23 protein-coding genes are annotated in these 24,139 nt (G+C 53.8%); 4 read left to right on the forward strand and 19 right to left on the reverse strand.

Translation table 11 applies throughout. The features are described from left to right. Positions 1 to 55 precede the first annotated feature (55 nt). The 10 genes from FKM52_RS03850 to FKM52_RS03895 form a co-directional block, all read right to left on the reverse strand. Complete coding sequence (locus FKM52_RS03850; protein ID WP_141174876.1) at positions 56 to 628, reverse strand: RBBP9/YdeN family alpha/beta hydrolase; 573 nt, start codon at positions 626 to 628, stop codon at positions 56 to 58. Positions 629 to 654: 26 nt separating this feature from the next. Then, a complete protein-coding gene (citG, locus tag FKM52_RS03855; RefSeq protein ID WP_141174877.1) occupies positions 655 to 1,527 on the reverse strand; it encodes a triphosphoribosyl-dephospho-CoA synthase CitG in 873 nt (290 codons plus the stop codon). Further along, on the reverse strand, positions 1,502 to 2,050 hold the full coding sequence (gene citX / locus FKM52_RS03860; RefSeq protein ID WP_141174878.1) for a citrate lyase holo-[acyl-carrier protein] synthase: 549 nt from the start codon (positions 2,048 to 2,050) through the stop codon (positions 1,502 to 1,504). The genes citG and citX overlap by 26 nt, the downstream gene beginning before the upstream one ends. Continuing rightward, positions 2,047 to 3,567 carry a citrate lyase subunit alpha gene (gene citF / locus FKM52_RS03865; RefSeq protein WP_141174879.1) on the reverse strand — a complete coding sequence of 507 codons (1,521 nt, stop codon included), beginning with the start codon at positions 3,565 to 3,567 and terminating at the stop codon, positions 2,047 to 2,049. Before citF ends, citX begins: the two co-directional genes overlap by 4 nt. Positions 3,568 to 3,599: 32 nt before the next feature. Continuing rightward, complete coding sequence (gene citE / locus FKM52_RS03870; RefSeq protein ID WP_141174880.1) at positions 3,600 to 4,475, reverse strand: citrate (pro-3S)-lyase subunit beta; 876 nt, start codon at positions 4,473 to 4,475, stop codon at positions 3,600 to 3,602. Next, positions 4,472 to 4,765, reverse strand: a complete 294-nt coding sequence (citD, locus tag FKM52_RS03875; protein ID WP_141174881.1) for a citrate lyase acyl carrier protein — start codon at positions 4,763 to 4,765, stop codon at positions 4,472 to 4,474. Before citD ends, citE begins: the two co-directional genes overlap by 4 nt. A 23-nt stretch (positions 4,766 to 4,788) precedes the next feature. Beyond that, entirely contained in the window at positions 4,789 to 5,862 is a 1,074-nt protein-coding gene (gene citC, locus FKM52_RS03880; protein WP_141174882.1) for a [citrate (pro-3S)-lyase] ligase, read from the reverse strand. 57 nt (positions 5,863 to 5,919) lie between these two features. Further along, positions 5,920 to 6,783 (reverse strand): fumarylacetoacetate hydrolase family protein, encoded by an 864-nt coding sequence (locus tag FKM52_RS03885; protein WP_141174883.1) that lies wholly within the window; start codon positions 6,781 to 6,783, stop codon positions 5,920 to 5,922. A 70-nt stretch (positions 6,784 to 6,853) separates the two neighbouring features. Continuing rightward, a complete protein-coding gene (locus FKM52_RS03890; protein ID WP_244316876.1) occupies positions 6,854 to 8,074 on the reverse strand; it encodes an MFS transporter in 1,221 nt (406 codons plus the stop codon). A 134-nt stretch (positions 8,075 to 8,208) separates the two neighbouring features. Further along, positions 8,209 to 9,276: a 4-oxalomesaconate tautomerase gene (locus tag FKM52_RS03895; RefSeq protein ID WP_141174885.1), complete on the reverse strand. Its 1,068-nt coding sequence runs from the start codon at positions 9,274 to 9,276 to the stop codon at positions 8,209 to 8,211. Positions 9,277 to 9,435: 159 nt separating this feature from the next. On the opposite strand from FKM52_RS03895, the gene FKM52_RS03900 reads away from it, so the two are divergent. Next, on the forward strand, positions 9,436 to 10,362 hold the full coding sequence (locus FKM52_RS03900; protein WP_141175201.1) for a LysR family transcriptional regulator: 927 nt from the start codon (positions 9,436 to 9,438) through the stop codon (positions 10,360 to 10,362). A 97-nt stretch (positions 10,363 to 10,459) separates the two neighbouring features. On the opposite strand, the gene FKM52_RS22170 is transcribed toward FKM52_RS03900, so the two are convergent. Next, a complete protein-coding gene (locus FKM52_RS22170) occupies positions 10,460 to 10,732 on the reverse strand; it encodes a hypothetical protein (RefSeq protein WP_377092337.1) in 273 nt (90 codons plus the stop codon). Between the two features lie 174 nt (positions 10,733 to 10,906). Between FKM52_RS22170 and FKM52_RS03910 the strand changes: the two genes are divergently transcribed. Beyond that, positions 10,907 to 11,917, forward strand: coding sequence for a LacI family DNA-binding transcriptional regulator (locus FKM52_RS03910; RefSeq protein ID WP_141174886.1), 1,011 nt, complete (start codon positions 10,907 to 10,909; stop codon positions 11,915 to 11,917). A 29-nt stretch (positions 11,918 to 11,946) separates the two neighbouring features. On the opposite strand, the gene FKM52_RS03915 is transcribed toward FKM52_RS03910, so the two are convergent. The 7 genes from FKM52_RS03915 to FKM52_RS03945 all read right to left on the reverse strand — a co-directional run bounded on the left by FKM52_RS03915 (position 11,947) and on the right by FKM52_RS03945 (position 20,179). Beyond that, positions 11,947 to 12,378: a GlcG/HbpS family heme-binding protein gene (locus FKM52_RS03915; protein ID WP_141174887.1), complete on the reverse strand. Its 432-nt coding sequence runs from the start codon at positions 12,376 to 12,378 to the stop codon at positions 11,947 to 11,949. Further along, positions 12,365 to 13,276: a dihydrodipicolinate synthase family protein gene (locus tag FKM52_RS03920; RefSeq protein WP_141174888.1), complete on the reverse strand. Its 912-nt coding sequence runs from the start codon at positions 13,274 to 13,276 to the stop codon at positions 12,365 to 12,367. The genes FKM52_RS03915 and FKM52_RS03920 overlap by 14 nt, the downstream gene beginning before the upstream one ends. Then, positions 13,270 to 14,097, reverse strand: coding sequence for an SDR family oxidoreductase (locus tag FKM52_RS03925; RefSeq protein ID WP_141174889.1), 828 nt, complete (start codon positions 14,095 to 14,097; stop codon positions 13,270 to 13,272). The genes FKM52_RS03920 and FKM52_RS03925 overlap by 7 nt, the downstream gene beginning before the upstream one ends. Positions 14,098 to 14,121: 24 nt before the next feature. Beyond that, positions 14,122 to 15,225 (reverse strand): mandelate racemase/muconate lactonizing enzyme family protein, encoded by a 1,104-nt coding sequence (locus FKM52_RS03930; protein WP_141175202.1) that lies wholly within the window; start codon positions 15,223 to 15,225, stop codon positions 14,122 to 14,124. A gap of 61 nt (positions 15,226 to 15,286) precedes the next feature. Further along, positions 15,287 to 16,744: an MFS transporter gene (locus tag FKM52_RS03935; RefSeq protein WP_141174890.1), complete on the reverse strand. Its 1,458-nt coding sequence runs from the start codon at positions 16,742 to 16,744 to the stop codon at positions 15,287 to 15,289. A 154-nt stretch (positions 16,745 to 16,898) separates the two neighbouring features. Beyond that, positions 16,899 to 18,548, reverse strand: a complete 1,650-nt coding sequence (locus FKM52_RS03940; RefSeq protein WP_141174891.1) for a signal transduction protein — start codon at positions 18,546 to 18,548, stop codon at positions 16,899 to 16,901. Continuing rightward, positions 18,542 to 20,179: an FGGY-family carbohydrate kinase gene (locus FKM52_RS03945; RefSeq protein ID WP_141174892.1), complete on the reverse strand. Its 1,638-nt coding sequence runs from the start codon at positions 20,177 to 20,179 to the stop codon at positions 18,542 to 18,544. Before FKM52_RS03945 ends, FKM52_RS03940 begins: the two co-directional genes overlap by 7 nt. 488 nt (positions 20,180 to 20,667) lie before the next feature. On the opposite strand from FKM52_RS03945, the gene FKM52_RS03950 reads away from it, so the two are divergent. Beyond that, positions 20,668 to 22,026, forward strand: a complete 1,359-nt coding sequence (locus tag FKM52_RS03950) for an MFS transporter (RefSeq protein ID WP_141174893.1) — start codon at positions 20,668 to 20,670, stop codon at positions 22,024 to 22,026. A 228-nt stretch (positions 22,027 to 22,254) separates the two neighbouring features. On the opposite strand, the gene FKM52_RS03955 is transcribed toward FKM52_RS03950, so the two are convergent. Further along, positions 22,255 to 22,491 (reverse strand): hypothetical protein, encoded by a 237-nt coding sequence (locus FKM52_RS03955; RefSeq protein WP_141174894.1) that lies wholly within the window; start codon positions 22,489 to 22,491, stop codon positions 22,255 to 22,257. A gap of 942 nt (positions 22,492 to 23,433) precedes the next feature. On the opposite strand from FKM52_RS03955, the gene FKM52_RS03960 reads away from it, so the two are divergent. Further along, on the forward strand, positions 23,434 to 24,039 hold the full coding sequence (locus tag FKM52_RS03960) for a hypothetical protein (protein WP_141174895.1): 606 nt from the start codon (positions 23,434 to 23,436) through the stop codon (positions 24,037 to 24,039). Positions 24,040 to 24,139 lie beyond the last annotated feature (100 nt).

Below are 24,139 nucleotides of genomic sequence, written 5' to 3' on the forward strand. Positions count from 1 at the left end.
GCTCTCCGAATCAGATATTGCCTACCTGAATAGTGGTCACCTAATAGTTGATGTTTTAAAAATGTTCTTTAATATCGTGCTGCAGACTTTCACCAAATTCTGCCAGCTGCTCCAGACCATAATTCCACTCGCCAAATCCGGACTCGGTATTGATATGCCCGGCTTCGCCAATATCAATGACGCGCGCCCCCCAGCACTGCGCCCAAAACTGCGCGCGCTTAAAGGTCATTAGCGGATCGTTGCGGCTCGCAAACATCAGGCTGGCGGTCGGCAGTTTTTCGGGAAGCACCGCCTCATCCAGTTCGAAGAGGGATGGCTCGGCCGGGGCAACCATAACGATGCCCGCAATATTCATTTTTTGCGTCTGCACCAGCCGACAGGAAGCCAGCGCGCCAAAGCTGTGTCCAACCAGAATGGCGGGCAGCTGGCAGGTAGCCAGCTCGCGACGAATCGCGGAAATCCATGTTTCGATATCAGGCTCCAGCCAGTTGCGTTGCATTATCCGCTTCAGAAAAGGACAACGACGCCCCCAACAACTTTGCCAGTGATGCTCGTCACTGTCTCTCAGGCCCGGCACCAGAATAATCGTGAACTGCTCGCTTAACTGTTCCAGACGTTGTGTCGTCATAATGTCATCCTCTTCAGTACACTCCATCAGGCCGGGTAGTGGGAAAGTACCCAGCCAACGGCAAGGAGATCCGCACTGCCGCCAGGGCTAAGATTTTTTGCAATCAGGGCGTTATCCATATCGATCAGCGCCTTTCTGAGCCTCTCGCCCGACAGGTTGCGTATCTGCAGGAGCCGCCCGGCGTAGCGTTGCACATACTTCAGCCCGTTCAGCCCGCCCCGCGAAACCACATTGGTATCGGGGTTGTGCGCCATCAGGGCGAGGAGCATTCTGAGCAGCGCATCCTGTTCCGTTAACCCATCCCGCAGCGCCTTTTCCCACTGGGGCAATCCGAAACGCGTGACGGTGGTAAAGCCGCTTTCCGCCTCGCCCCGCGCGCCGGTAAGCCCCAGAGTCTGAAAAATATGCTCACCTTTGGTGTTTGCCTGGGTGGATTTTTTGAGCTCGCCGTCAACCAGCCCTGTACAGATCGCGCTGATTTCCCGGCACAGCGCTCGCTGATTAAGCGGCCTGCCGCCGCTGGCAAGACGGCCCGCGGCAGCGCACAACAGACCCAGTGAAAACACGCCGCCTTTATGGGTATTGATGCCGCCGGTGGCGTTGAACATCGCCTGTTCGCACGCCAGCCCAACCGGGCGGATAGCCGCCAGGGTTTGCGGGGCAGGAAAGTGTGCGGTGGCTTTCCCCTGGGCAAAAAAGCGCGCAAACCAGGGCGAGACGGCGGCAATACTGGCCATAAAGAGCGCGAGATTCATATCACGGTGCGCGCCGTTATTGGCGCCATCAACCAGCCCCGGTTTCGGGGTAAGCATCACTTCCCGGTACATCGCCTCGCCAGCCAGCCCGGCGATGTCGGCTACCGGCTCGTTCCGCTTAACGCTGACCGCTAAAGTAGCCATAGGTTAAATCCTCAATCACCTGCGCCAGTTGCTGAGGAGAGTGCCGGCGCATACGGGAGCAGACATGAGCGGGTTCATGACAGATAAAGCATCGGCGCATCGGTTGGTTTATCGCGCTGCGCTTAACCAGTCCGGCGCTGGGGCAAAACACGTCGATATCCCACAGACGGCCAAGAGGGTGGTTATCTTCAAGGTGTGCCGTAACATGTTTGATCATCCAGGCGGGTGCAGAGACAGACCAGAACGCCTCCGGCCCCGTTGGCAGAAAACGTGTTTCCTGTCTGGTGACCCGCCAGCAGTGTTTACGCAGCAGCTGGTTCAGGCTTTCAATCGCCTGCGCCATTACCTGCCGGGCGAGAGGCGTATCTTTTATCTCTCCCGGCCAGACGAGGGTGGCGGACACCAACGGCTGGGCGAAGCGGTCCAGCCACTTTTGCTGCACGCTGGCGCGGGCTTCCCTGGCCAGCAGAACATCCTCAAGGGTGACGGCTGCGGATGACGCCTTTGTCGTTTCGCTAATCATTGTTTTACCTGCCTTACCACATCAATGACGCTGCCGTCGCGATAACGCACCACGCCGACAATGCGGGAAGTAAACTCAATGGGTTTAGGCTCGCCGGAAATGACCAGCGATTTCTGGTACAACGCTTCGATATCAATCACCGCTAAACCAGCGGCGACCAGCCTCTCTTTCACCTCCGGACGGGCAGGGTTGACGGCGATACCGTGGTCAGTAACCAGTACGTCGATACTTTCGCCTGGGGTAACGCGCGTGGTGACGCGACGAACGACGGTAGGAATGCGGCTGCGGATCAGGGGAGCGACCACGATGGTTAAATTCGCAGCGGCGGCAACGTCGCAGTGGCCGCCGGATGCGCCGCGCATTACGCCGTCGGAGCCGGTCAGCACATTGACATTAAACGCCGTATCTATTTCCAGCGCGCTTAAGATGACGATGTCAACGCGGTCGCAGCAGGCGGCTTTAGCGGCCGGGTTAGCATAAACGCTGGTTGAAATCTCAATGTGGTTTGGGTTTTTCGCCAGCGAATCCCCGGCAGCGCCATCAAAGCTTTGGGTATCCAGCAGCCTGGTGATAAGTCCTTTCTCGTGCAGATCCACGATGCTGCCGGTGATGCCGCCCAGGGCAAAGCTGGCGACAATATTCTTTTTGCGCATCCGCGTTTCGAGGAAGCGCGTGCAGGCGGTAGAAGCCGCGCCCGATCCTGTTTGCAGCGAGAAGCCGTTACGAAAGTAGCCGGAATGCTCTATGACATCGGCGGCCGAGCGGGCAATCATCAGCTCGCGCGGGTTGCTGGTGACACGGGCGGCGCCGACGCTGATTTTGGCCGGATCGCCCACGCTGTCGATCCGGACGATATAATCTACCTGATCCTGAATAATGCTGGCGGGCATATAGGGAAACGGTTCAATGCTTTCGGTCAGCAACACCACCTTTTTAGCGTACTTGGCATCCACCATTGCATAGCCAAGCGAGCCGCAGCGGGATTTGCCTCCGCTGCCGCTGGCATTGCCGTATTCATCGCAGCAGGAGACGGCTAAAAAGGCGATATCGATATTTATTTCGCCTTTTTCAATCAGGTTGACCCTGCCGCCGTGGGAATGGATCTGTACCGGCTCCTCCATCAGACCGTGTGAAATCGCATCGGCTAATTCACCGCGCATCCCGGAGGTATAAATTTTGCGAATAACACCATTTTTAATGTGTTCGACCAGCGGCGAGTTGCAGGTCATCAACGAACTGGAGGCCAGCGTTAACCCCTTCAGGCCTTTTTCCGCCAGCTTCGCCATCACGTAGTTAATGACTTTATCGCCTTCGCGGAAAGCGTGATGAAATGAAACGGTCATGCCGTCACGTAATTCGCAGCAGCTTAACAGGTCATCTAAGGTGGCGAAAACTTTGCGCTGATATTTTTGTTGGCTATCCGCAAGGTAGGGCGTGTGCGTATTCGCGCCGCTAAATACCTCATATTGACGCTGGGTGTCGGCTAAGGTTAAAAGTGCTTCGGTTACGTTGTTCATCTAAAATCCTGTTGCGTTAGGCTGAATAGAAATTACTGACGGATGCCGGAGGCATTGCGGCGTTCGATGACTACGCGGGCGTGGTTGATGATTGGCGCATCGATCATTTTTCCGTTCAGTGAAATGACCCCAAGTCCATTACGTTCGCCTTCTTCCGCCGCCGCGATAACGCGTTCTGCATAATCAACTTCTTCCTGCGTTGGGGCATAGGCGTTGTGCAGAATTTCAATTTGCCGTGGATTAATCAGAGACTTTCCGTTAAAGCCCATACGCTTAATTAAATCCACTTCTTTTAAGAAGCCTGCTTCATCATTGATATCGGCGTAAACCACATCAAAAGCATCAATACCGGCAGCGCGCGCGGCGTGTAATACAGCGCAACGGGCATAAAAAAGTTCGGTGCCGTCCCCGCGTTCCGTTTGCATATCCATGACGTAATCAAACGCCGCCAGCGCAATGCCCATCAGACGTGGAGAGGATCTGGCGATAGCGACGGCATTAATAACGCCCAGCGCAGATTCGATGGCCGCCATTAATTGCGTAGACCCAACCGGACGGCCACAGCTTTCTTCAATGCGGACAATTTCACGCTCAAGTTGATAAATATCTTCCGGCGTATCAGTTTTGGGCAAACGAATAACGTCAACGCCAGCCCGCACCGCCGCTTCAAGATCTTTTAAACCAAAAGGGGTATTCAGCGGATTAATTCGCACCACCGTTTCAACATCTTTATACATTGGGTGCTGCAAAGCATGAAAAACTAATAATCGGGCGCTGTCTTTTTCTTTCAGGGAGACCGCGTCTTCCAGATCAAACATAATAGAATCGGGTCTATAAATAAACGCGGTAGAGAGCATGGCGGCGCTGGAGCCGGGTATAAAAAGCATACTGCGACGTAATTTATTCATTTTAATTTTCCCCAGTCAATGTGCTGGCTTTCCGTTCCACGGAGGATCGCCGCCTGCATTCTGGCGCGGATAACACAGTCCAGCGCGCCTTTATCCTCAACAATAATCTGCCCCTGGGTAACGCTAAACGCGCGAAGCGTCTCACACACGACTGCGCCAATTTGTTCACCAAATTGCTTGTACACTTCACTATTAATAGTGACATCCAGGCCATCTTCACAGGGGCTGACTTTGACTATCAGATCGCTTGATTCCAGCGTTCCGGCTATTGCCGCTTTTACTATTTTCATATTGATTTCCCTAAAAATATTTATTAAGCACCGGCCAAATCTAAATCTGGCTGCTTTGATTGATTCGCCGATAGCCATTTAAGCAGGTAAGGCATAGTGCTGGCTGGCACCATACTGTTAACGGTCTCAATGTGTTCTGTGCTCAATAATTTCCTGACCGCAGAGGCGGAAATAGGGAAATTATTATCATCGGTTATTCTCTTGATCTCGTTAACTTTGATGCTGGCGGTTGGTATTGCTGTCTCATCTTCCAGCCAGCGATGCATTGCGCAGTTATATTGTGCTGTCACCTTGCAGAAAGGCTCGGTGCCAACGAAGCGCTGAGTAATATTTAACGCCGGGGCAATGTAGCGACGAAATATAATCAGATCGATAGCAGCATACACTTCATTAACGATCTGTTTGTCTTTGAGGAAATATCCTGGGAAAGTTCCGCGCGAAATAATATATTTCGAACCAGGGTGAACCGTAATATTTGGCAGATGACGCGAACCTTCGCGCACCATTGCGAAACGCTCCCGGAAGGAGAATGCGGACAAATCTTCCTCAACGACAAAAACGTGAAGCCAGTCGCAGGCTTTTGCCGCCTGTTCAATCAAACCCTGGTGCCCCAGGGTGAAGGGGTTGGCATTCATAACAATTCCGCCTACGTTTTCAACCGGCACCAGATGCTGGCTTCGCAGTTGCCGACAGTAGCGCTGAATGCCAACGGGCGTATTCTCCATCAGCGTCGCCCGGTTATTGAGCGTCACCAGCGGGTAAAATCCGCATCCCTGGAAGGTTTTAACGTTTTCCGGACAGGTCAGAAGAAACAGATGATGCTCGCCGTTCTGGGCCGCCTGAATTTCCGCTTCATGCACAATCTTCAGGCATAAAGCGGTGCCACGCCACGCTTTCGCGACGGCAATGCATTTTAAAGTGTTTCCTGCCAGGCCCGCGCAGGCGACCAGTTGCCGATGACAGCGTGCAATGACGAATAGCTCAATATCTTCATCGATGTCTAATCCATTGCTCTTCAGAAAAAAGATAATCTCCTCTCTGTGATCACCGTTGCTAGCTTCAATTGTTTCGAACTCCAGCGGCTGGTCGGTGTACATCTTATCTCTCCTGAAAATATTATTACGGGTTGTTTAATATGCCGGCTTCGCCGGGTATTACGATGCCAGCAGGTCCTGCTGAGGCTGAGATTCCACAATCGTATTCGTTAAGCGCCCAATATTTTCAATTACCACTTCGACCCGATCGCCTTCGCGCATAAAAAGGGGAGGGATTCGTTTTTTTCCGACGCCGCCGGGAGAGCCGGTAATAATGACGTCACCTGCGCTGAGCGAGGTGAAGGTGCTAATGTAGCTAATGAGATCCGCTACTTTATGGATCATGCTGGCCGTTGAATCATTCTGTACCAGAATGCCGTTCAGGTAGGTCTGAATGCATAAGGCATGCGGATCGGGGATTTCATCTACCGTAGTCATATACGGGCCAAATGCTCCCGTCTGCGGCCAGTTTTTCCCGGCGGTAAACCAGGCGTGCTGCCAGTCGCGTACTGAGCCATCCATATAGCAGCTGTATCCGGCGACATGCGTCAGGGCGACGCTTGCGTCGATATTGCTCCCTGGCTTGCCAATAATAACGGCCAGCTCTCCTTCATAATCAAATTCGTTTGATAAGGCGGGCTTAACCACGGGCATACCGTGGCCGGTTTGCGAATCAGGAAAGCGAATAAATAGGGTGGGTGCGTTGTTGGTTTCAGCAAACTCTTTACGCTTATCGGCATAATTCATGCCCACGCAGAATATTTTTCCTGGCGATTCAATCACCGGCAGAAAGGTAATATCTTCAGCCAGGATATCAACAGGAGAATCGATATACTGTCTGGCAACGTCAATAGCATTCCACTGCAGCAGATCTTTCAGAGAAGGGTATTGATGACCAATCTTATTACCGAGATCAATAATACCTTTATCAGTAAAGATGCCGTAGCTCTTACGACCATGATAGCGGTAGCTTGCTAATTTCATAATGAAACCTGTTTATCTCTTGCTCATTCAGTTTTTGTTCACGCCGCGCAGGCGCGGCGTGAACGAGGGGTTAATTATTTAAAGATTCAGCGGCGACCAGCGCCTTTCTTTCACTGGAGGATAGACAGGTCGCGACAATAGCTCCCACGCCAAGTAAGGCGATGATGAATGCCGTCATACCCTGCCAGCCCATAGAGTGGAAAACGAAACCGTTCACAAAACCGATAACCGAACCGCCCATGTAGTAGAAGAACAGGTACAGGGCAACGGCCTGACCACGCGCCTGAGCGGCGTTTTTACTGACCCAGCTCAGACCGATGGAGTGGCATCCAAAGAAGCAGCCGGTGAAGATAACCGAACCGATAATAAAGGTGATAACGTTCGGGGTCAGCGTTAGCAGCATACCCAACGCCATCAGGATGAACAGCACCCGCAGAACGTTCATGCTGCCATATTTGGCGGACAGCCGGCCCGCCTGAGGCGCGGTGAAGAAACTCAGTGCGAAGCTAAACGATAACAGACCAGCATTGGCCGGGGAAATATGAAACGGTTCGCCTTTCAGGAAGAAGGCCAGGTAGTTATACAGGGAGGTAAATACTCCAAATATAATGAAGCTGATAATAAAGGCCAGAGCCAGTTTTTTATTTTTAAAATGCGCCGCGCCGCCTTTCACTACGCGCAGTACGTTCAGATTTTGCGTAGGTTTAAAGTTTTTAGAAGCTGGTAACAGGAAGTTAACCAGAATCGCCACCGCAATCAGGCTGGCGGCAAAACCGTAGAAGATGGTATTTATTGAAATATGTTCAATTAACTGACTGGCGACAATACGCCCGGACATTCCGCCCATCGAATTACCGAAGACAAAATAGCCGGTGACAACCCCGGCTACAACGGGGGCGACCTCCTCGCTGATATAAGCGGTCGCCGCGGCAGCAATACCGCTAAGAGCCAGCCCGATAACGGCGCGCAAAGCAACCAGCATCGCCCATGATTCCACCAGCGGGCACAGCAGGGTCAGGAAGCCGCCCAGGAGCAGGGAAACAATAATCAGTTTTTTTCTGCCGTAATGGTCGGATAACGTGCCGGTAAATAAAAGACCGATAGCCAGCAGAGCCGTCTCTGCGGAGAGAATAATACTAACCTGGCTGACCGGAACATCATATTCAACGGCCAGAACAGGCAATAGCGGCTGAATAAAGAAAAGCGAGGCTAATTCCGCCAGCCCGGATAAAGCCAGCGCCAGGATGACACGTATATAGTTACTGACTTTAGCCGGGTCCGGACCGTTCATATTATTTATCTTATGTGTTACAGGCATAATATCCTCAATATTATTTTTTTAGGGGCAGAGTACAGTAGCTCCATGGAGCCAGGGGTATTATTAATTGCAATAGTAAAAATGTTTTTAAACCACTGCTGTTAAACTTATTCAGGAACGCACACGATCCCTTCAAACAGCTTGCGGGATGTCCGAATTACCGTCGCGCGTGTTTTCTCAATTTCATTTCCCTCTTTAAGTAACGCAACAGAAATTTTCCCGCTTGGATGTTCAATATTAATGATATTAGTGTCAGGCGCCCTGGGCTGTTCTGTAATAATCTTATGTGCTACGGAGCCTTCAATAAGAGTGGCCGTTGAAATACCAATCGAACCGGTAATTGCCAGTGATTTATGGCAGTTATGCGGCATAAAGTAACGCACTCTGAGCGTACCGCCCGCGCCCGGTTTACTTAGCAGAACCGGCTTGGGGATCACTTTATCGCTGACATCGCTAAACCCCATTGCGGCGCCGGCCTGGCGGCGAATGTTTTCCAGCCGCGTCATAAACGCCCGATCCGCCTCAAGCTCTGCCGGGGTTTCGCCGCCGGTCTTTCCCATCTGCGCGGCATTCATCAGTACCATCGGCATTGCCATATCGATGCAGGTCACTTCTATATCATCGAAAAGGTCAACCACATTACCGGTGGGCAGCAATTTACCTGTCTTGCAGCCCGCTGAGTTCAGAAATGTCAGGCCAACAGGCGCGGCGGTGCCGGGTACGCCGTCAATACTGGTATCGCCCTCGTAATTTACGCAAAAGTCAGGCGTTTGCACTTCGGCATCAACCAGCGTTCCGGTATTGAGGTTACGGATGCGCACTGTGGTGACGGGGTTATTGGCTTTAACGAGGCCTTTTTCAATGGCGAAGGGGCCAACGGCGCACAGCATGTTGCCGCAGTTGGGAGTCGTATCCACGCGGCGCTCATTAACCATAACCTGTACGAATAAATAGTCGACATCCGCATCAGGGCTGTCCGACTGGCTAACAATGGCGACTTTGCTTGTCTGGGGGCTGCCCCCGCCAATCCCATCAATTTCAAGTTCATGGCCTGCGCCCATTAGATCAAGCAGCACTGCGTCGCGCTCCTCAACCTTTGTCGGTAAATCGCTGGCCAGAATAACCGGGCCTTTAGAAGTACCACCACGCATCAGTACGCAAGGAATCTTCAACATTTTGTTTTTCCGTTTCCCTTATTGGTAAGAACAGGGTCAGGATTTCATAAGCCAATCGATAACTCTAATGTCAAAAAACAAATGATTAATACGCTTTGCGCATAAATACATACTGAGCTAGAGTGGTTTTTACACGGAAAAAAGTTGGAATGGAATCTCATGCGGCATGAGCTTCAGGGTGTACAAGCCTTTGTTAAAATTGCAGAAATTGGTTGTTTTACAAAAGCGTCTCATTTTCTTCACATATCACAGCCGGCGTTAACGCGCAGAATTAAAAAGTTGGAAGAGAGCCTGGGCGCAACCTTATTTGAACGCTCGACGAGAAACGTAAAGCTCACCGCGGTAGGCAGGGAATTTTTACCTAAGGCAAAGAATTTAATTGATTTCTATGAAAGCTCTATCCTGAGTATTAAGGAGATGGCGACACACCAGAGTGGAGTAATTACCCTGTCATGCCTCCCTACAGCCGCGTTTTATTTCTTGCCTTCGGTTATCAGAGATTATAACAATTATTACCCCAATATCCGCATCCGCATTCTGGAGCACAGCGCCAGCGACTGCCTTGAAGCAGTGCTAAATGGTGATGCGGATTTTGGTATAAACATGATTAACATCACACATCCGAATATCGATTTTACACCGCTGGTGAATGAGCCTTTCGTTCTGGCCTGTCGGCGCGACCACGAGCTGGCACAAAAAACGTTGGTGTTATGGGAAGATTTGGCTGGGTTAAGGTTGATTGGCGTTCGGCGCTCCAGCGGCAACCGGTCGTTGGTAGACCAGGCGCTGGAAGGGGCCGAATGGAAACCCAACTGGTTTTACGAAGTCCGGCATCTGTCGACCTCACTCGGTATGGTGGAGGCTGGGCTGGGCGTCGCGGTGGTGCCGAGCCTGGCGATGCCAACCGATGAACATCATATTCTTGTCAGTCGCCCCCTGATTGAACCTGTTATTCGCCGCACGTTAGGGCTGGCCCAGCGGAGGGAAACGGCGCTGAGCCCGGCGGCCGAAAAGTTCAGAGAAATGCTTTTACAACTTTGGTTCCAGGACGCAAATAGCCCGTGGATTGGAAAATTTACAACATAAGCCAGGGCTTCACTCTGTGTTTTTAATTTATACGGCTGATTAGACAGAAGTTTATACCGGGCTGGTGAATTTGTTTGCCCGCTTAGAGGTGATAACCTCACCCCAACACAAAGCTGGCGGCTTGATGATCAGGAAAGCAAAGCGCACCTTCTTTCCCGGATTCAGGCTGGAATGCGGTTGATAAAGGTTGCTCATATCGGAAAGCCAGTGAAGCAAGATACGGCACTGATGCAAGAACGACGCCCGGCGACAAACAGGCGGCTATATATTGAACTACTACAATAGCGGCAGGCTTCACAATTACACCGATGAGCTGACATAGCCGCTGATGTAAAAGCGTGACGGCTATCGCAATAATTTTCAGGGGCATCGCCCGCCTAAAAACAAAACCTCTTACCCGGCAACAAACATCGCCAGGGAAAATATGCCGTTATGGCGGTGGCGAAATGTGCTGTAGGTTGAAATTAAAAGTGCTGCTAATATATTGCTAACTCGAATTAGTTTATGATTAAGACGTTCTGTTCGTTATGGAAAATGATATTTTATGGCTAAGACGGTTGAGCAGGTCGCCAGGGCGCTGGATATTTCAATTACCACCGTGCGTCTGGTTTTGGGGGGAAAGGCTGAACGCTATCGCATCAGCGTCAAAACGCAGCAGCGTATTAACGATTACATTGCTGAAAATGGACTGGTGGTTAATCAAATCGCCCGTAGCCTGAAGCTGAATAAAACCGAAACCCTGGGGCTGGTTATTCCGCGCCTGTCGAACCTGTTTTTCTCTACCCTGGCGGAAAAGCTGGAATCCTGCTGCCGTCAGGCGGGTTATCAGCTGATGATTGCCTGCACCTACAGCGACAGCGAGCATGAAAACAGCCTGGTGGAAGGGCTGCTGGCGCGCAATGTTGATGGCCTGTTTGTGGCGCCATCCACTCTGCAAACCCAGCTTCACCACCAAAAAGTGGCGCGTAAACGGCCTCTGGTGCTGCTCGATCGTGATTTTGGCGAAAGCGATATTTCTCTGGTAGTAAGCGATAACTATAACGGCAGCAAGAAGCTGGTACAGGCGATGACGCAGGCGGTGCAGGCGTCGCCGATTTTTTTTATCGCCGGCGATACGCAGCAGCCATCGATACAGCGTCGTTTGCAGGGCTACCTGAGCGAGCTGCCGACGGGCAACGAGTGGATCTTATCCGCCAGCCATAACCGCCAGGAAGAGGGGAAACAGCTGATGCTCGATTTCCTGAAAGCGCACCAGGCGCCGCCCAAAGCCTTTATCGCCTCATCCTTGCCGATTCTGGAAGGCACGCTCAGCGCGCTGCGGGAAACCTACGGTTTTATCCCCTCGAATATCTCCATTGGCACCTTCGATGAACATCAGATGCTGGGCTTTCTGCCGAATGCGCTGTGGTCGATGCGTCAGGATGAAGATGCCTGGGCGCAGCACGCCTTCCACCTGATGCAGCAGAAGCTGCAGGGGGAAAACGCGGATGTCAAAATCACCGTGCCGATGACGCTGATCCATCGCCCGCTTTCGGTAGAGCGGCATAAAGCGTAACGCCGGCAGCCTCTCAGCCCCGGCGCCGCTTATAGCAGGCGAGCGATAAAACGCTCCGCCATCTCAACGTCCAGTTCCGGCGGCAGCCCGCTGACGCCCACGCCGCCAATAGTTATTCCATCGACGATAATCGGCGCGCCTCCCGGCATCGCCAGCAGGCGCGCATCGTTAAAAATCTCTAACCGTAGCGTACCGGCCTCCACTTCCAGCGCCAGGCGCGCGGTGGCGCGACGAAAGCGCAGGGCGCTCCAGGCCTTGCGCTGCGCCAGCTGGCGGGGGAGTGCGGGGCAGCGGGCATGGGCGCCGAAGGCGATCGGCTCGCCATCAGGGCCCATAACCGCCAGCGCCAGGCCGCAGGTTGACGGCTGCTTCTCCGTCTCCTCTAAAAATAGCGCCACCTGTCGGCATATCTCGCTATCGTTCAGGCGCTTATGCAGCGCCAGGCTGTTACTGGCGGGCATCGGCGATATACCCCCGTAAACGCAGATGCAGCGCGTCCAGCCCGACGCGCTGCGCGGCATTCAGCGCGACAAAAGGTTCGCGAATCGGTCCGGTATCCACAACCTCCTTCCCGGCCAGATATTTCGCCGACTGGAACACGCCCTGCGCGACCAGCGCCGCAACCACCTCGTTAATCTGCTGCTGCAGACGCTGCGCGCGCGCTATATCTCCCTGCTGAAAGGCGCTGCGCAGGGCAAGAAACAGCTCCGGCTGCAGGTTGACCGTGGTGCCGACGGTGGCGGTGGCGCCCGCCGCCAGGCTGGAGAGGAAGATTTCATCAAACCCGTTAAAGAACACCTTATGCGGATAGCGGGCGATCATGCGCTCCAGCGAATAAAGATTATGCGAGGTGTGCTTCACGCCGAGCACCTGCTCATCGTCGAGCAACGCCTCCGCGCTCCGGCTATCGAGCTCAACGCCGGTAAACTGCGGAATATTATATAAAATTACCGGTATTGAGATGGCATCCAGCACGCGGCGATAGTAGGCAATAATCTCTTCGCGGCTGTATTTGTAGTAGTAGGGCGGCACCAGCGAAACCGCGCTGGCGCCGTCCTGCTCGGCGCTTTTTGCCAGCGCCACGGCGTCCAGCGTGCGCGGCGTGCCGACGTGCGAAATAACCGGTACTCTGCCGGCGGCGGCGTTCACCAGCGCGGCAAGCACCTGGCGGCGTTCATCAAAGCGCAACAGCGGCCCCTCCCCGGAGGAGCCGCAGCAGTAAAAGCCTTCGACGCCGCGCGCCAGCTGGGCGTGGGCCAGGGTTTCCAGCGCCGCATAGTTAACGGATTCATCCGCGTGCATCGGGGTCACTATCGCGGAGATAATGCCGCGAAAGGTGTGCCATTTATCGCTTACCATGCCGTCCAGCCTCCATCGACCACCAGGTTGGAGCCGGTCATATAGACCGAGGCGTCCGATAGCAGAAACACCACCGCGCCGTTATATTCGTGCGGCTTCGCCATGCGCCCAATCGGAATACGGCTGGTGTAGTTCTTCTGGAAACGCGGATCCTGATCGCTGCGCTCAACGCCGGATAGCGTCAGGGTATTGACGCGTATACCGTCGCGTCCCCAGTAGGTAGCGCAATAACGGGTGAAGTTATACAGCCCTGACTTGGCGGCGGAGTAGGCCACCGGCTTCACAAACGGAATACCGCTATCCTCTTTTTTGTAGTTGTAGATATCCTGCACCGGCGACACTACGCCGTAGATAGAGCCGACGTTGATAATAGAGCCGCCTTTGCCCGTCTGCCGCATCCTTTTGCCCACCTGCTGCGTCATCAGAAAGGTGCCGACCAGGTTTACCTCAACCACTTCGCGGAACACCTCTTCCGGGAAATCTTCAAACGGGCCGGAGACCTCCGGCGGCGCGCTGGGCTGGGTATCGACGCCGGCGTTATTAACCAGGCCATCCGGCACGCCCCATTTGGCCTCGATCGCATCCAGCACGCGATTGATGCTGGCCCGATCGGTAATGTCGATTTCGGCACAGAACAGGCGAGGGGAATCCTTTATCCCGCCGAGCACGCGGTCGATACGCGCCTCATCCAAATGGGTTGCCAGCGCCGCCACCCTGGCCCCGCGTTGATGCAGGGTTTGCACATACTGCGCGCCCAGCTGGCCGAGGCCGCCGGTTACGATGATAACCTTGTCTTTAACCGAGAATAACGTCTCTTCCATTGCCTGTTCCCCCTCACTGCCTGGTTAGATTTTGTGTAATGCGAGGTAATCACGATCGAGAATAATGCCGTGGCCCGGACGTTCGCTCGGCACGTAGTAGCCATCCACCTCTTCGCCCGCTTCGGCGATAATGCGCAGATCTTTCCAGCGCCCGCCGTCGGTCATCTCGGCACAGGAGATATTCGGCACCGCCGCCAGCAGGCTGGCGCTCAGCTCCATTACGAAGTGCGGCGTCATCGGCAGGTTATGCGCGCGGGCGACGGCGGCGATATCCAGATAGCCGGTAATACCGCCGACGCGTCCGAGATCCGCCTGGATGTAATCGGCGCAGCCGTTTTCGATATACTGGGTGAACTGGTTTAAGTTATAGACGTTTTCTCCCAGCGCGACAGGCGTGGTAGTGCGTTCGCGCAGCCGCAGGTGGCCGGTGATATCGTCGGAGGGCAGCGGCTCTTCGATCCACAGCAGATTAAGCGGTTCAAACAGCCTGAACGCGCGCAGCGCCTGCGGAAAGTTCCAGCCCTGGTTGGCGTCTACCGCCAGCGGGAAGCCCGGCACCGCCTCCTGAATCTTACGCAGCCGCTCCACGTCCTCTTCCAGCGTCGGTTTGCCCACTTTGACCTTCGCCGCCAGGTAGCCGGCGCTTTTCCAGCGCTTAACCTGTTCAATCACCTCTTCAATGGAGAGATGCAGATTAATGCCGCTGCCGTACAGCGGTACGCGATCGCGCACGCGGCCGATAATATCGATGATCGGCGCATTGAGGGTTTTACCCAGCAGATCCCAGTAGGCGATATCCAGCGCCGCCAGCGCATGGGTGGTCACTCCGGCGCCGCCGACGTCGTGAATATATTTATAAGCGCGATGCCACAGCCCGCGCGGCGAGAGCGGCTGGCCGATCACATCCGGGATAATTTCGGCAATCAGCGCCGAAATGGTTTTACCGCACCAGCCGGAGGTATGGCTAAAACCGGTGCCGACCTGGCCGTTTGAACCATACACATCGACAATCGCCACTTCGATATCGGTAACGTGATGGATCTGATCGCCCCACGGCCCTTCCGGCAACGGAACGCGGGCGGTCATCAGTTCGATATTTTCAATCACGGGCATTTTGCTACTGTTCATCATTAAGGCTTCCTTTTTTTGGCGGCGATGGTTGCTGTGACGCATCGCCGGCGGTCAGGGATCACTGTTTGGAGGTGGAGATCGAAGACTGGCGGGGCTGTAGCCCAGGCTGGGCGCTTGCCGCCGGCTGCGGCTCCGGTTCGTCGCCCACCGTATGTCCGAAGACTTCCGGCAGCAGGAAGATGGAGGCGAGGAAAGCGCAGAACGGCGCGATAGCGATAATCATCGAGGCCAGCGGCACGCCGAGCGCTTCAAACAGCGCCGGGAACACCAGAGTGGTGACGAAAGCGGTCACCTTGACGATGGTGTAGCCGATACCGGAGGCCACGCCGCGATAGCGCGGTTTCGCCACCAGAGAAATCACCGTCATTCCGCTTTCGGAATCCCAGTAGTGGCCCCACAGCATCAGCGCCGCGCCGAAGATGATAAAAGCGAAGCTGCTGCTATAGACGCCCCACGCCGAAATCGAAATACCGATGGTAACCAGCAGGAAACCATATTTGCTCAGCCCTTTATGCCCCAGCTTCGGCAGCAGCAGCGGCCCGACAAATGCCGAAAGCGCCGCGATACAGTTCACCGCCAGCAGGGCGAGATTGTTTTGCACCTGCCCGGAAATTCCGATGGTGACGAGGATCAGCGGCAGGAAGAAAGAGAAGGCGTAGTTTTCAAACGACTGCACAGCGCAGGAGAACCAGCCGAACAGCGTGGTACGGCGGGTAAAAGGTCGGCGGAACAGATCGTGCAGCGTCTCTTTTAGCGTGGGATCGGCGATAGCGACGTTTTCATCAGGCAGAATATCGTCCAGTAAACGTCCGTCTTGCGCGCCATAATATTCGCGCGAGGCCCGTTTCGCTTCGATAAAACGTCCGCGCTCCACGAACCAGACGGGCGTTTCCGGCAGCTCGCGCCGCATAAACAGCAGCAGGCAGGCGGGAATAGCGGGAACCGCCAGCACGATGCGCCAGATATAATCTGGATGAACGCCCAGCGTAACCAGCGTCGTCACCAGCAGAATGGCGGCGATGATGCCGAGCGCAAACATAAACTGCCAGCGGTTTGCCATCACCTCGCGCTTGCCCTTCGGCATCACTTCCATGATATAGGTGAAACCGTTAGCGACATCGGCGCCTACCGGAATACCGGCAAGGCAGCGAATGATCGCCAGCCAGTACATATTGGGCGCCAGCCCCTGCAGTACGGCGAAAATGGCAAACAGAATCATCGACCAGAGAAAAATTTTACGCCGCCCCAGCTTATCGGTCAGCCAGCCGCCGAGCAGCGCGCCGACCACCGCGCCGAGTTGGGTGCCCGCTGCGGTAAAACCTAATAGCCAGCTGCTGGGTTCATAAATATCTTTGAGCGCGAATAAAATAAAGGCCATGGAATAGATATCCCATGATTCGATTAATAATGCGGTGATCATTAACCAGCCCGCTTTAGTGCAGCCGGGCGCTTCCTGCAAATCGAGCCGTCTCTTTGCCTTCTGAATAATAAATTCAATATGTTGTTGCTGGTACATATAATCCTCTCTTATTCCGGCGGCGGGGATTTTCCCCGCTGGCGCCAGAACAGATATGTGTCGATCCGCGCCTGCCTGTTATTTAAGGCGGCGGATTAACCGGATGTTTGCCAGGATCGCTAACAACGTAAAAATTACATAAGCGAATCAGATTTTATTTCATTAATAAATGCGCATCGCCTGCGATAAAAACTTTGATATTTTGCGTCAGCGCCTGAGCAATAAATGCGTTCAGCACTTCGGGTAATAAATCCTCCTCGGTATAAGCCAGACTAAGGTGATTACTCTGGTGTCCCGCCATAAGGTCGTCGCGGGATACGCCATCGAGCACCGCGTTAAGCAGCGGCCACTCATAGTTGGTTGCTTTACGGCGGCGCTCAAACTCCGCCTGCGGCAGTTCGACCGCGGTGCCGGTGCCGATATGCATAATCACCTGCGAGCCTTCATAGTGGGCGCGCGCCCAGATAAAGCGTCCGGCTTTGCCCTGGCCGGCGATGGTGGAACCGCCGTAGGGGAAGAACATCGCCGGCTGACGGTAGCCGGTTGCGCCGGCAATGCCGCCCTTCAGATGGGCGAAGGGAACCGCGCCGGAAATCTCCAGATCCCAGTAGAAGGTGCCGTTATAGTCGCTGCCCCAGCGGATATCGTGCAGGGTGGTTTCGCTCGCCATCCCCAGCGCGCTGAGCAGTTTCGCCAGCATCACCTGCGGGATAGCGCTGCCCATATCCACTTCGTTAACGCAGGTAATAGGCGCGCCCGGACAGATAATCTCGCCCTGTTCATCCGGGATCGGGAAGCGCTCGGCGTTGCCGATAGCGCCCTCGGCAAAGTCCGAGGCGGCGCAGCTATCCTTCAGGCCCTGCTGATACTGTACGCCTACCGCCGACAGCCCGAAGCGACGGACGAAACGCGCCATCGCGATCATCATCGCGCACTGCTCCAGCACCTGCTCGCGCGTCAGCTCTTTTGCGCTATCCTGACCGAAATGAAACTGCATGCCGCGGCTCTCATACCATGCCAGGCAGGCTTCGCGCAGCGCCTGCGGCACGTTATTCATCTCCACCAGCAGCGCCGACTGCGACAGCGACTCTACCGGCATGCCGATATCGATCATCGCCTTTTGCGGAAAAACGCCGTTGATCATCCCCATACAGAAGGTATCGAACAGGCCGATAATCGCTTTATGTTTCAGGATCGACTGGCCGACTTTAACGCCGATCTGCCCGGCCTCGCTGGCCAGCAGCGGCGCGCTGGCGGCGACGGGATGCAGATAGCTGAGCCGGTGGCTGAGCTGCCCGTCGCGCAGCCAGGTTTCCAGCCCGCGCATAAAGGCTTCATCGTTAAAGGTTTCCGACCACAGGCGCGAATAAGGGCGCTCAAGGCTGGTCAGGCATCCCGCCATGCAGAGCATCCCCACCAGCCCCGGCCAGGTGCCGTCGAAGTTCGCCAGCAGCAGCACGGGGCCGCGGTGGTGAACCAGCGAAGGGGCGATATGGTGCGAATATTGCCAGGCGGTGAGCAGCACGATAACCGGGGCATCGGGATCGATTCTGGCGAAGAGCGCGCTGCCCTCCTGCTGGCTGCTGATAAAACCGTGGCCGCGGCTTTCGCTGATCGGGTGCGCGCGGCGCAGGCGGTATCCCAGCTTTTCCAGCGCGCTGGCAAGGCGCTGTTCGAATAGTTGCTGTGTCGGCCAGCAGGTAACGTTGGCCGGTTCGCGTAAATCGGCATTGGTTACCATCAATACTTCGCCGGGCTGCGCCGTAATGGCTTCGGCTGCATCGGGCAGGGTTAAATTCAGCATAAGACGTTCTCCTGTAGGGGCGGGTCTTGTCGCGTCGGGTTCATGATTTCATTAAAGCGTTGCCGGGCCTGCTGCTGCTGGTACATCATCAGGCAGACCTGATATTTCGCCTGATGGAAGGCCTGAACGTCAGGATCGCGGCTGGCCTGGACGGTGCGCCCGTGGCGGCTCATGGCGGCTGCGGCCTGAGGAAGGGTGGCGAAATCGCCGCAGGCGACGCTGCCGAGCAGCGCGGCGCCGAGAGTCACGGCGTCATCTTCACGGACGAGGTGGATATCGCAGCCGGTGGCGTTGGCGTATTCCCGCAGCCACAGCGGGTTTTTCGTCGCGCCGCCGCACATCATAATGCGTGAAACCTGATGGCCCGCGGTGCGCATCGCCTCAATAATCTGGCGGGTGCCGTAGGCGATCGCCTGCAGCGTGGCGAGGTATAAACGCGCCAGCCCTGACGGGCCGCTTTCCAGCGTCAGGCCGTAGATGGCGCCGCGCGCCTGCGGATTCGCGCGCGGAGAGCGGTTGCCGTGGTGATCGCCCAGCACATGCAGCTGGCGAGTCGGCCAGCGTTCCTGCGCCTCCAGCTTTTCCACCCACTGATTAAGCAGCTGAAAAACGGAAGCGCCCTGGGCGCTGGCCTCCTGTTGCAGGGCCGGCCAGTAAGCGTGCTGTTGCAGCGTCCACTCCACCAGCGCGCCAGCGGCGCTTTGCCCGCCTTCGTTTAGCCACCACTCCGGCAGCATCGCTCCCCAGTAAGGCCCCCAGACGCCGGGGATCTCGATCGGCCGCCGGCTGACGATCATATGGCAGTTCGAGGTGCCGCTGACGATCGCCAGGCTGCCCGCCGGCTGGGCGCCGCTGAGCGCCAGGGCGCCGGCATGGGCGTCAATAATGCCGCCGGCGACCGCCACATCGTCGCCCAGCCCCCACTGCGAGGCGATAGCGGGCTGCAGGCGGCCTGCTTTTTCGCCGAGGTTAAGCACGGCAGGCGGGATCTTATCGATCGCATCTTCCAGGCCGACGGCGCGCAGCAGAGCGAGACTGAAGCGCCGCTCATGCGCCAGATAGTTCCATTTGCAGGTTAGCGTGCACACGCTGGCGACATCGCTGCCGCAGGCGCGCCAGACCAGGTAATCCGCCAGATCGAACAGGCGCCAGATGCGCCGGTAGCGATCGGGAAAACGGCGCTTCAGCCAGAGGATCTTCGGCAGCTCCATCTCGACGCTGACTTCACCGCCAACGTAGCGCAGCGCGTCGTCGTGCGTCTGGTTGATCGTCTGCGCTTCCTGCTGCGCCCGGTGATCCATCCACATGATGATATCGCGTTCAGCGGCGCCCTCCAGCGAGACGGAGATGCCGCTGCCGTCGTGGGCGACGGCTACCAGCGAGCAGGTGGCATCGAAGCCGACGGCGCGGATCAGCGCCGGATCGATAGCTGAAGCCTTAACAGATTCGCTGACGGCGTCGCAGACGGCCTGCCAGATCTCGCCGGAGGATTGCTCCACATGTTGGTCAGCGCCATGAAACTGACTGACAGGTTTAACCACAAAAGCCAGCCTTTCCCCGGTGCTGGCGAAAATTCCTGCCCTGACGCTGGCGGAGCCGACGTCAACGCCAAGATACGCATATCCGCTCATGATTTTTTCTCTTTGCTAACTCGACTTAGCAAATTAGGTTAAAAGATAAGCAGGAACAATTGCTTTACCAGGAATTTGTGATGGCTATCAAGATGCTTTTTTTAATATCTTGATTTTTAAAATTTATTTTATGCGGACTGTTTTAGTGGAGGATCGTCATGTGGATAAGAGCGAACAACATCGGCGGCGCCTGAAGGCAGGGCAATAAGGGCTTATCAGATGAAAACAGGCGGCGCTTTCTTAGTTATCTGTTTGTAATTATGATTTTTATCAGCAGGCGCCCGCTAAGGAGATAGTAGCGAGAAGTACAACGGGCTGACAAATTTTAGCCGATCCTGCTCACACTCTATTATTATTTACGTTGTGAATATTTATTGGCTGATATAATTAGCTAATTCGAGTTAGCTAGTGGCAATAGCTCCTCGTCGCCGTTGTTAGTCAGGTGCAGACCGATTCGACAGTAACTATTCAGGACAGAGGATTGAAAGATGACTATGCTTACCTCGCCAGCCATTACCCCTGCGGAAAACGAACCATTATCGCTGCATAAACAAGAACGAAGAAAACTGATTACCGTGCTGGGCTCCGGGCTTTCCGGCACCACTATCGAATTCTATGACTTCTTTATCTACGGCACGGCCGCCGCGCTGGTTTTCCCGGCGCTGTTCTTCCCGAATCTTTCGCCGCTGATGGCGCTGCTGGTTTCGTTTCTGACCCTGTCGATCACCTTTGTCAGCCGTCCAATCGGCGCCATCGTTTTTGGTCACTACGGCGATAAGATCGGGCGTAAAAAATCACTGGTGCTGTCGTTAATGATTATGGGAATTTCCACCTTTCTGATTGGCCTGATCCCCAGCTATCACGCCATCGGCAACGCTGCGCCGTTAATCCTGATTTTTCTGCGCCTGTGTCAGGGGTTTGCCATTGGCGGCGAGTGGGGCGGCGCAACCACGCTGATCACTGAATATGCGCCGCGCAACCGGCGCGGATTTTTTGGCACTTTCGTGCAGCTGGGCAACGTGCTGGGGCTGTTTATCGCCACCGCTGTTTTTGCGCTGGTGGTAATGCTGCCGGAAAAGGATCTGATGTCGTGGGGATGGCGGGTGCCGTTTCTGCTAAGCATTGCGCTGCTGTTTGTCGGTATGTTTATTCGTTCGCGCATTGAAGAGACGCCGGTATTTAAACAAAACCAGCAGCGGCAGGCGGCGCAAAGCGTCACGCAGAAGTTTCCCGTTCTGACGGTGCTGAAGCACCACCGTAAAGCGGTTTTTCTGGCGATGGGCATGCGCATGGGTGAAATTGTGCTGGGCTGGTTAACGGTGGCTTTTTTTATGTCCTACGTTACGCGTGAGCTGAACTTTACCCGCGAAACGGCGCTGAACGGGCTGCTGCTGGCGAGCTTCGTCGGTATCTTTACCTTTCCGTTTTTCGGCTGGCTGTCGGATAAGATTGGCCGTCGCCCGGTTTATCTCGCCGGCGCCGCCATTACGCTGATTTTTGCCTTTCCGCTGTTCTGGATGATTGATTCCGGCTCGGTGAAGATGTTTATGTTTGCCACCACCTTCTGCTATTCCGTCGGTCTCGGCATGATGTTTAGCGTTCAGCCCGCCTTTTTCTCCGAACTGTTTGATACCAGCGTGCGCTATACCGGGGTTTCGCTGGGCTTTCAGCTGGCGAATATCGTCGGCGGGCTGACGCCGATGATCGCCACCTTGCTGATCGCCTGGTCCGGCGGCGCATCCTGGCCGATTTCGCTGTTCCTGGCCTGCATGGCGCTGGTTACTATTCTGTGCGTCTGTATGACGCGAGAAAGCTATAACGATGAGCTTAACGCGCTGAAGAAATAGCGATTACCGAAGAAACCTGTCCGGCAGCTTAAAGGCAACAGGCTGCCGGCGCGGTAAACGATACTAAATACTTAGTGAACTTTTATTTCCGGAAGAAAGGCAAAACCCGAAATACAGAACGACAGAATAGCCGGAGCTGCCCGGATTAATTATTCTGAGTTTATTTCGTTATCTGTGAGCGAGTGTTAATTATAATTTCCTGCATTTAATTCCTTTCGTAATAATCCATTAAACAACAACAGTGACCAGAATATTAAGTCCCATTTTCACCAGGCTATCAATAAGATCATAAGGTTCCGGGTAATCTTCCCCTAATAATATTCGCGACAGATTTATTGCCGTATCAAGGTTCATCTCACCGGTAAGCCGATCAACAGCCCAGCCATAGGGAATGAGAAACGCACATACTATGAAGATGGCGAAAAATAACAGGGCTTTCAGTATCATCCGTAGCGGTGATTTCATAAGTAATTTTTGGCTCCTGCGTGGATAACATCAGTCGTGCCGTAGGCTTGTAAATCACTGTTTCGGACAGAAATAGAGCGGGTACGCAGTAAGGCATTACGAATAGCCATAAAATCGGTAACGTGAGCAAGGATGATACGCTCCTCTGATATTGTTCCTGGATGCAGTCTGAATGCTCCCCGACGCATATATGTCAATCCATGTATGATCGTTAATTATGCCGTCGTACCGATAAAGCGCAAACCAACTTGCATGAGGAACATAAGTTATTTTTTCCTGATTTAGCGGCTCTTTATTCGCTACCGTCGCTAATATAATCTCAGACTGGAAGCGGGAAAATTTTAAATTAACGGGTTGTTCAGATTGACTCTCAGCTAGCTGTAATAATGCCTTTTTTATAAACTTAATAAACATAAGAACAGTAAAAATGGCAAGTGATTTGATAGCTGAGATTATTTATTTAATTAAGTATCAGGTACTGTTTGTTTTGTATGATGACGTTACTAAGTGGATCGCGAAAATAGATGGGAAGTTTCTACCTACGATGTAGTTGATGAACAGTACCTGGCTGGGCGAGTAAAATATTTTTTTCGTTCATGCGGATAACGCGATAGACGATGGCTATGGTATGGCGTATTTGCTGATATTCACTGCTGTACAGCCCATTTCATGGGTTGCATGTTGCTGTTATCATGTGCTTTGCTGCATAACGCAGAGCTTAACAAACCGGCGCTAAACATGGTTGGTGCGGTAGCCGTGGCTAAGCGGGAAAAAGGCAGGAAGGCCTGTTCCTGTTGTAGTTTCTGCTGTTTCAGCGGCATTAGCTGGCTGCTACTGGCATGCTATAACTAACAAAAATTTTCAGTATAAAAAGTGAACAGGCACCGGTTAAATAACTGCCTTAAACATTACCTTAATCATTTTTAATGAGCTTAATTTATTATGATTACTGAACACGATGTTGTTTATGTTAATTTGAACACGGACGAATTTGCAGCGTGCGTCAATAACGCCAAAGATATCTGTTTTCATATCCGGGACAGGGCAGATTTACATAAGCGTGATATCCTTGAGCGATTTAATAATATCCTGATGGGAGAAGTCGCCGAAAAGATGGTAATAAAATGGCTGCACACACAGCAAAAATTTGCGGTATCAACCGTTGATAAGGGATCTCAGGGGCCGGATCGCGGTCACGATATTTTAGTTAAAAATAAACACGGCGAGGATATTTACTGCTCGGTTAAATCGTCGCTTTCGGCAAAATATGATTTAACGAACATCATCAATAACTTCAAACTGGCAACCAAGAAAAGCGAGCTTACAGCCGTTAATATACAGGTCTATTTTTGGTTAACCATTGATCCTAATGGAAATAACCAGAACCGGGTAACGGTTCCCAGCCTGAAGCAGGCGGCGATTATTGGCTGGTTTGGTAAAAATGATTTTACTAAATTTACCACCTATAATCATGAAAGAAGAGAAGTTCCTGCTCTCTCGCTGCAAAGCGCAAGGTCGATGAATAGCCTTTTAGTACATTTAACTTAACGGGGTGTTCTGCGATTATTGTCGCCAGTTTAACCTGCTAAGAGAGAGGTTTATTAAACTCACAGCGTTTTTCCAATATTGTGGCGCTTTGTCAGGTTTG

Source organism: Mixta tenebrionis (assembly GCF_006517625.1).
GTDB classification, from domain to species: Bacteria; Pseudomonadota; Gammaproteobacteria; order Enterobacterales; family Enterobacteriaceae; genus Mixta; species Mixta tenebrionis.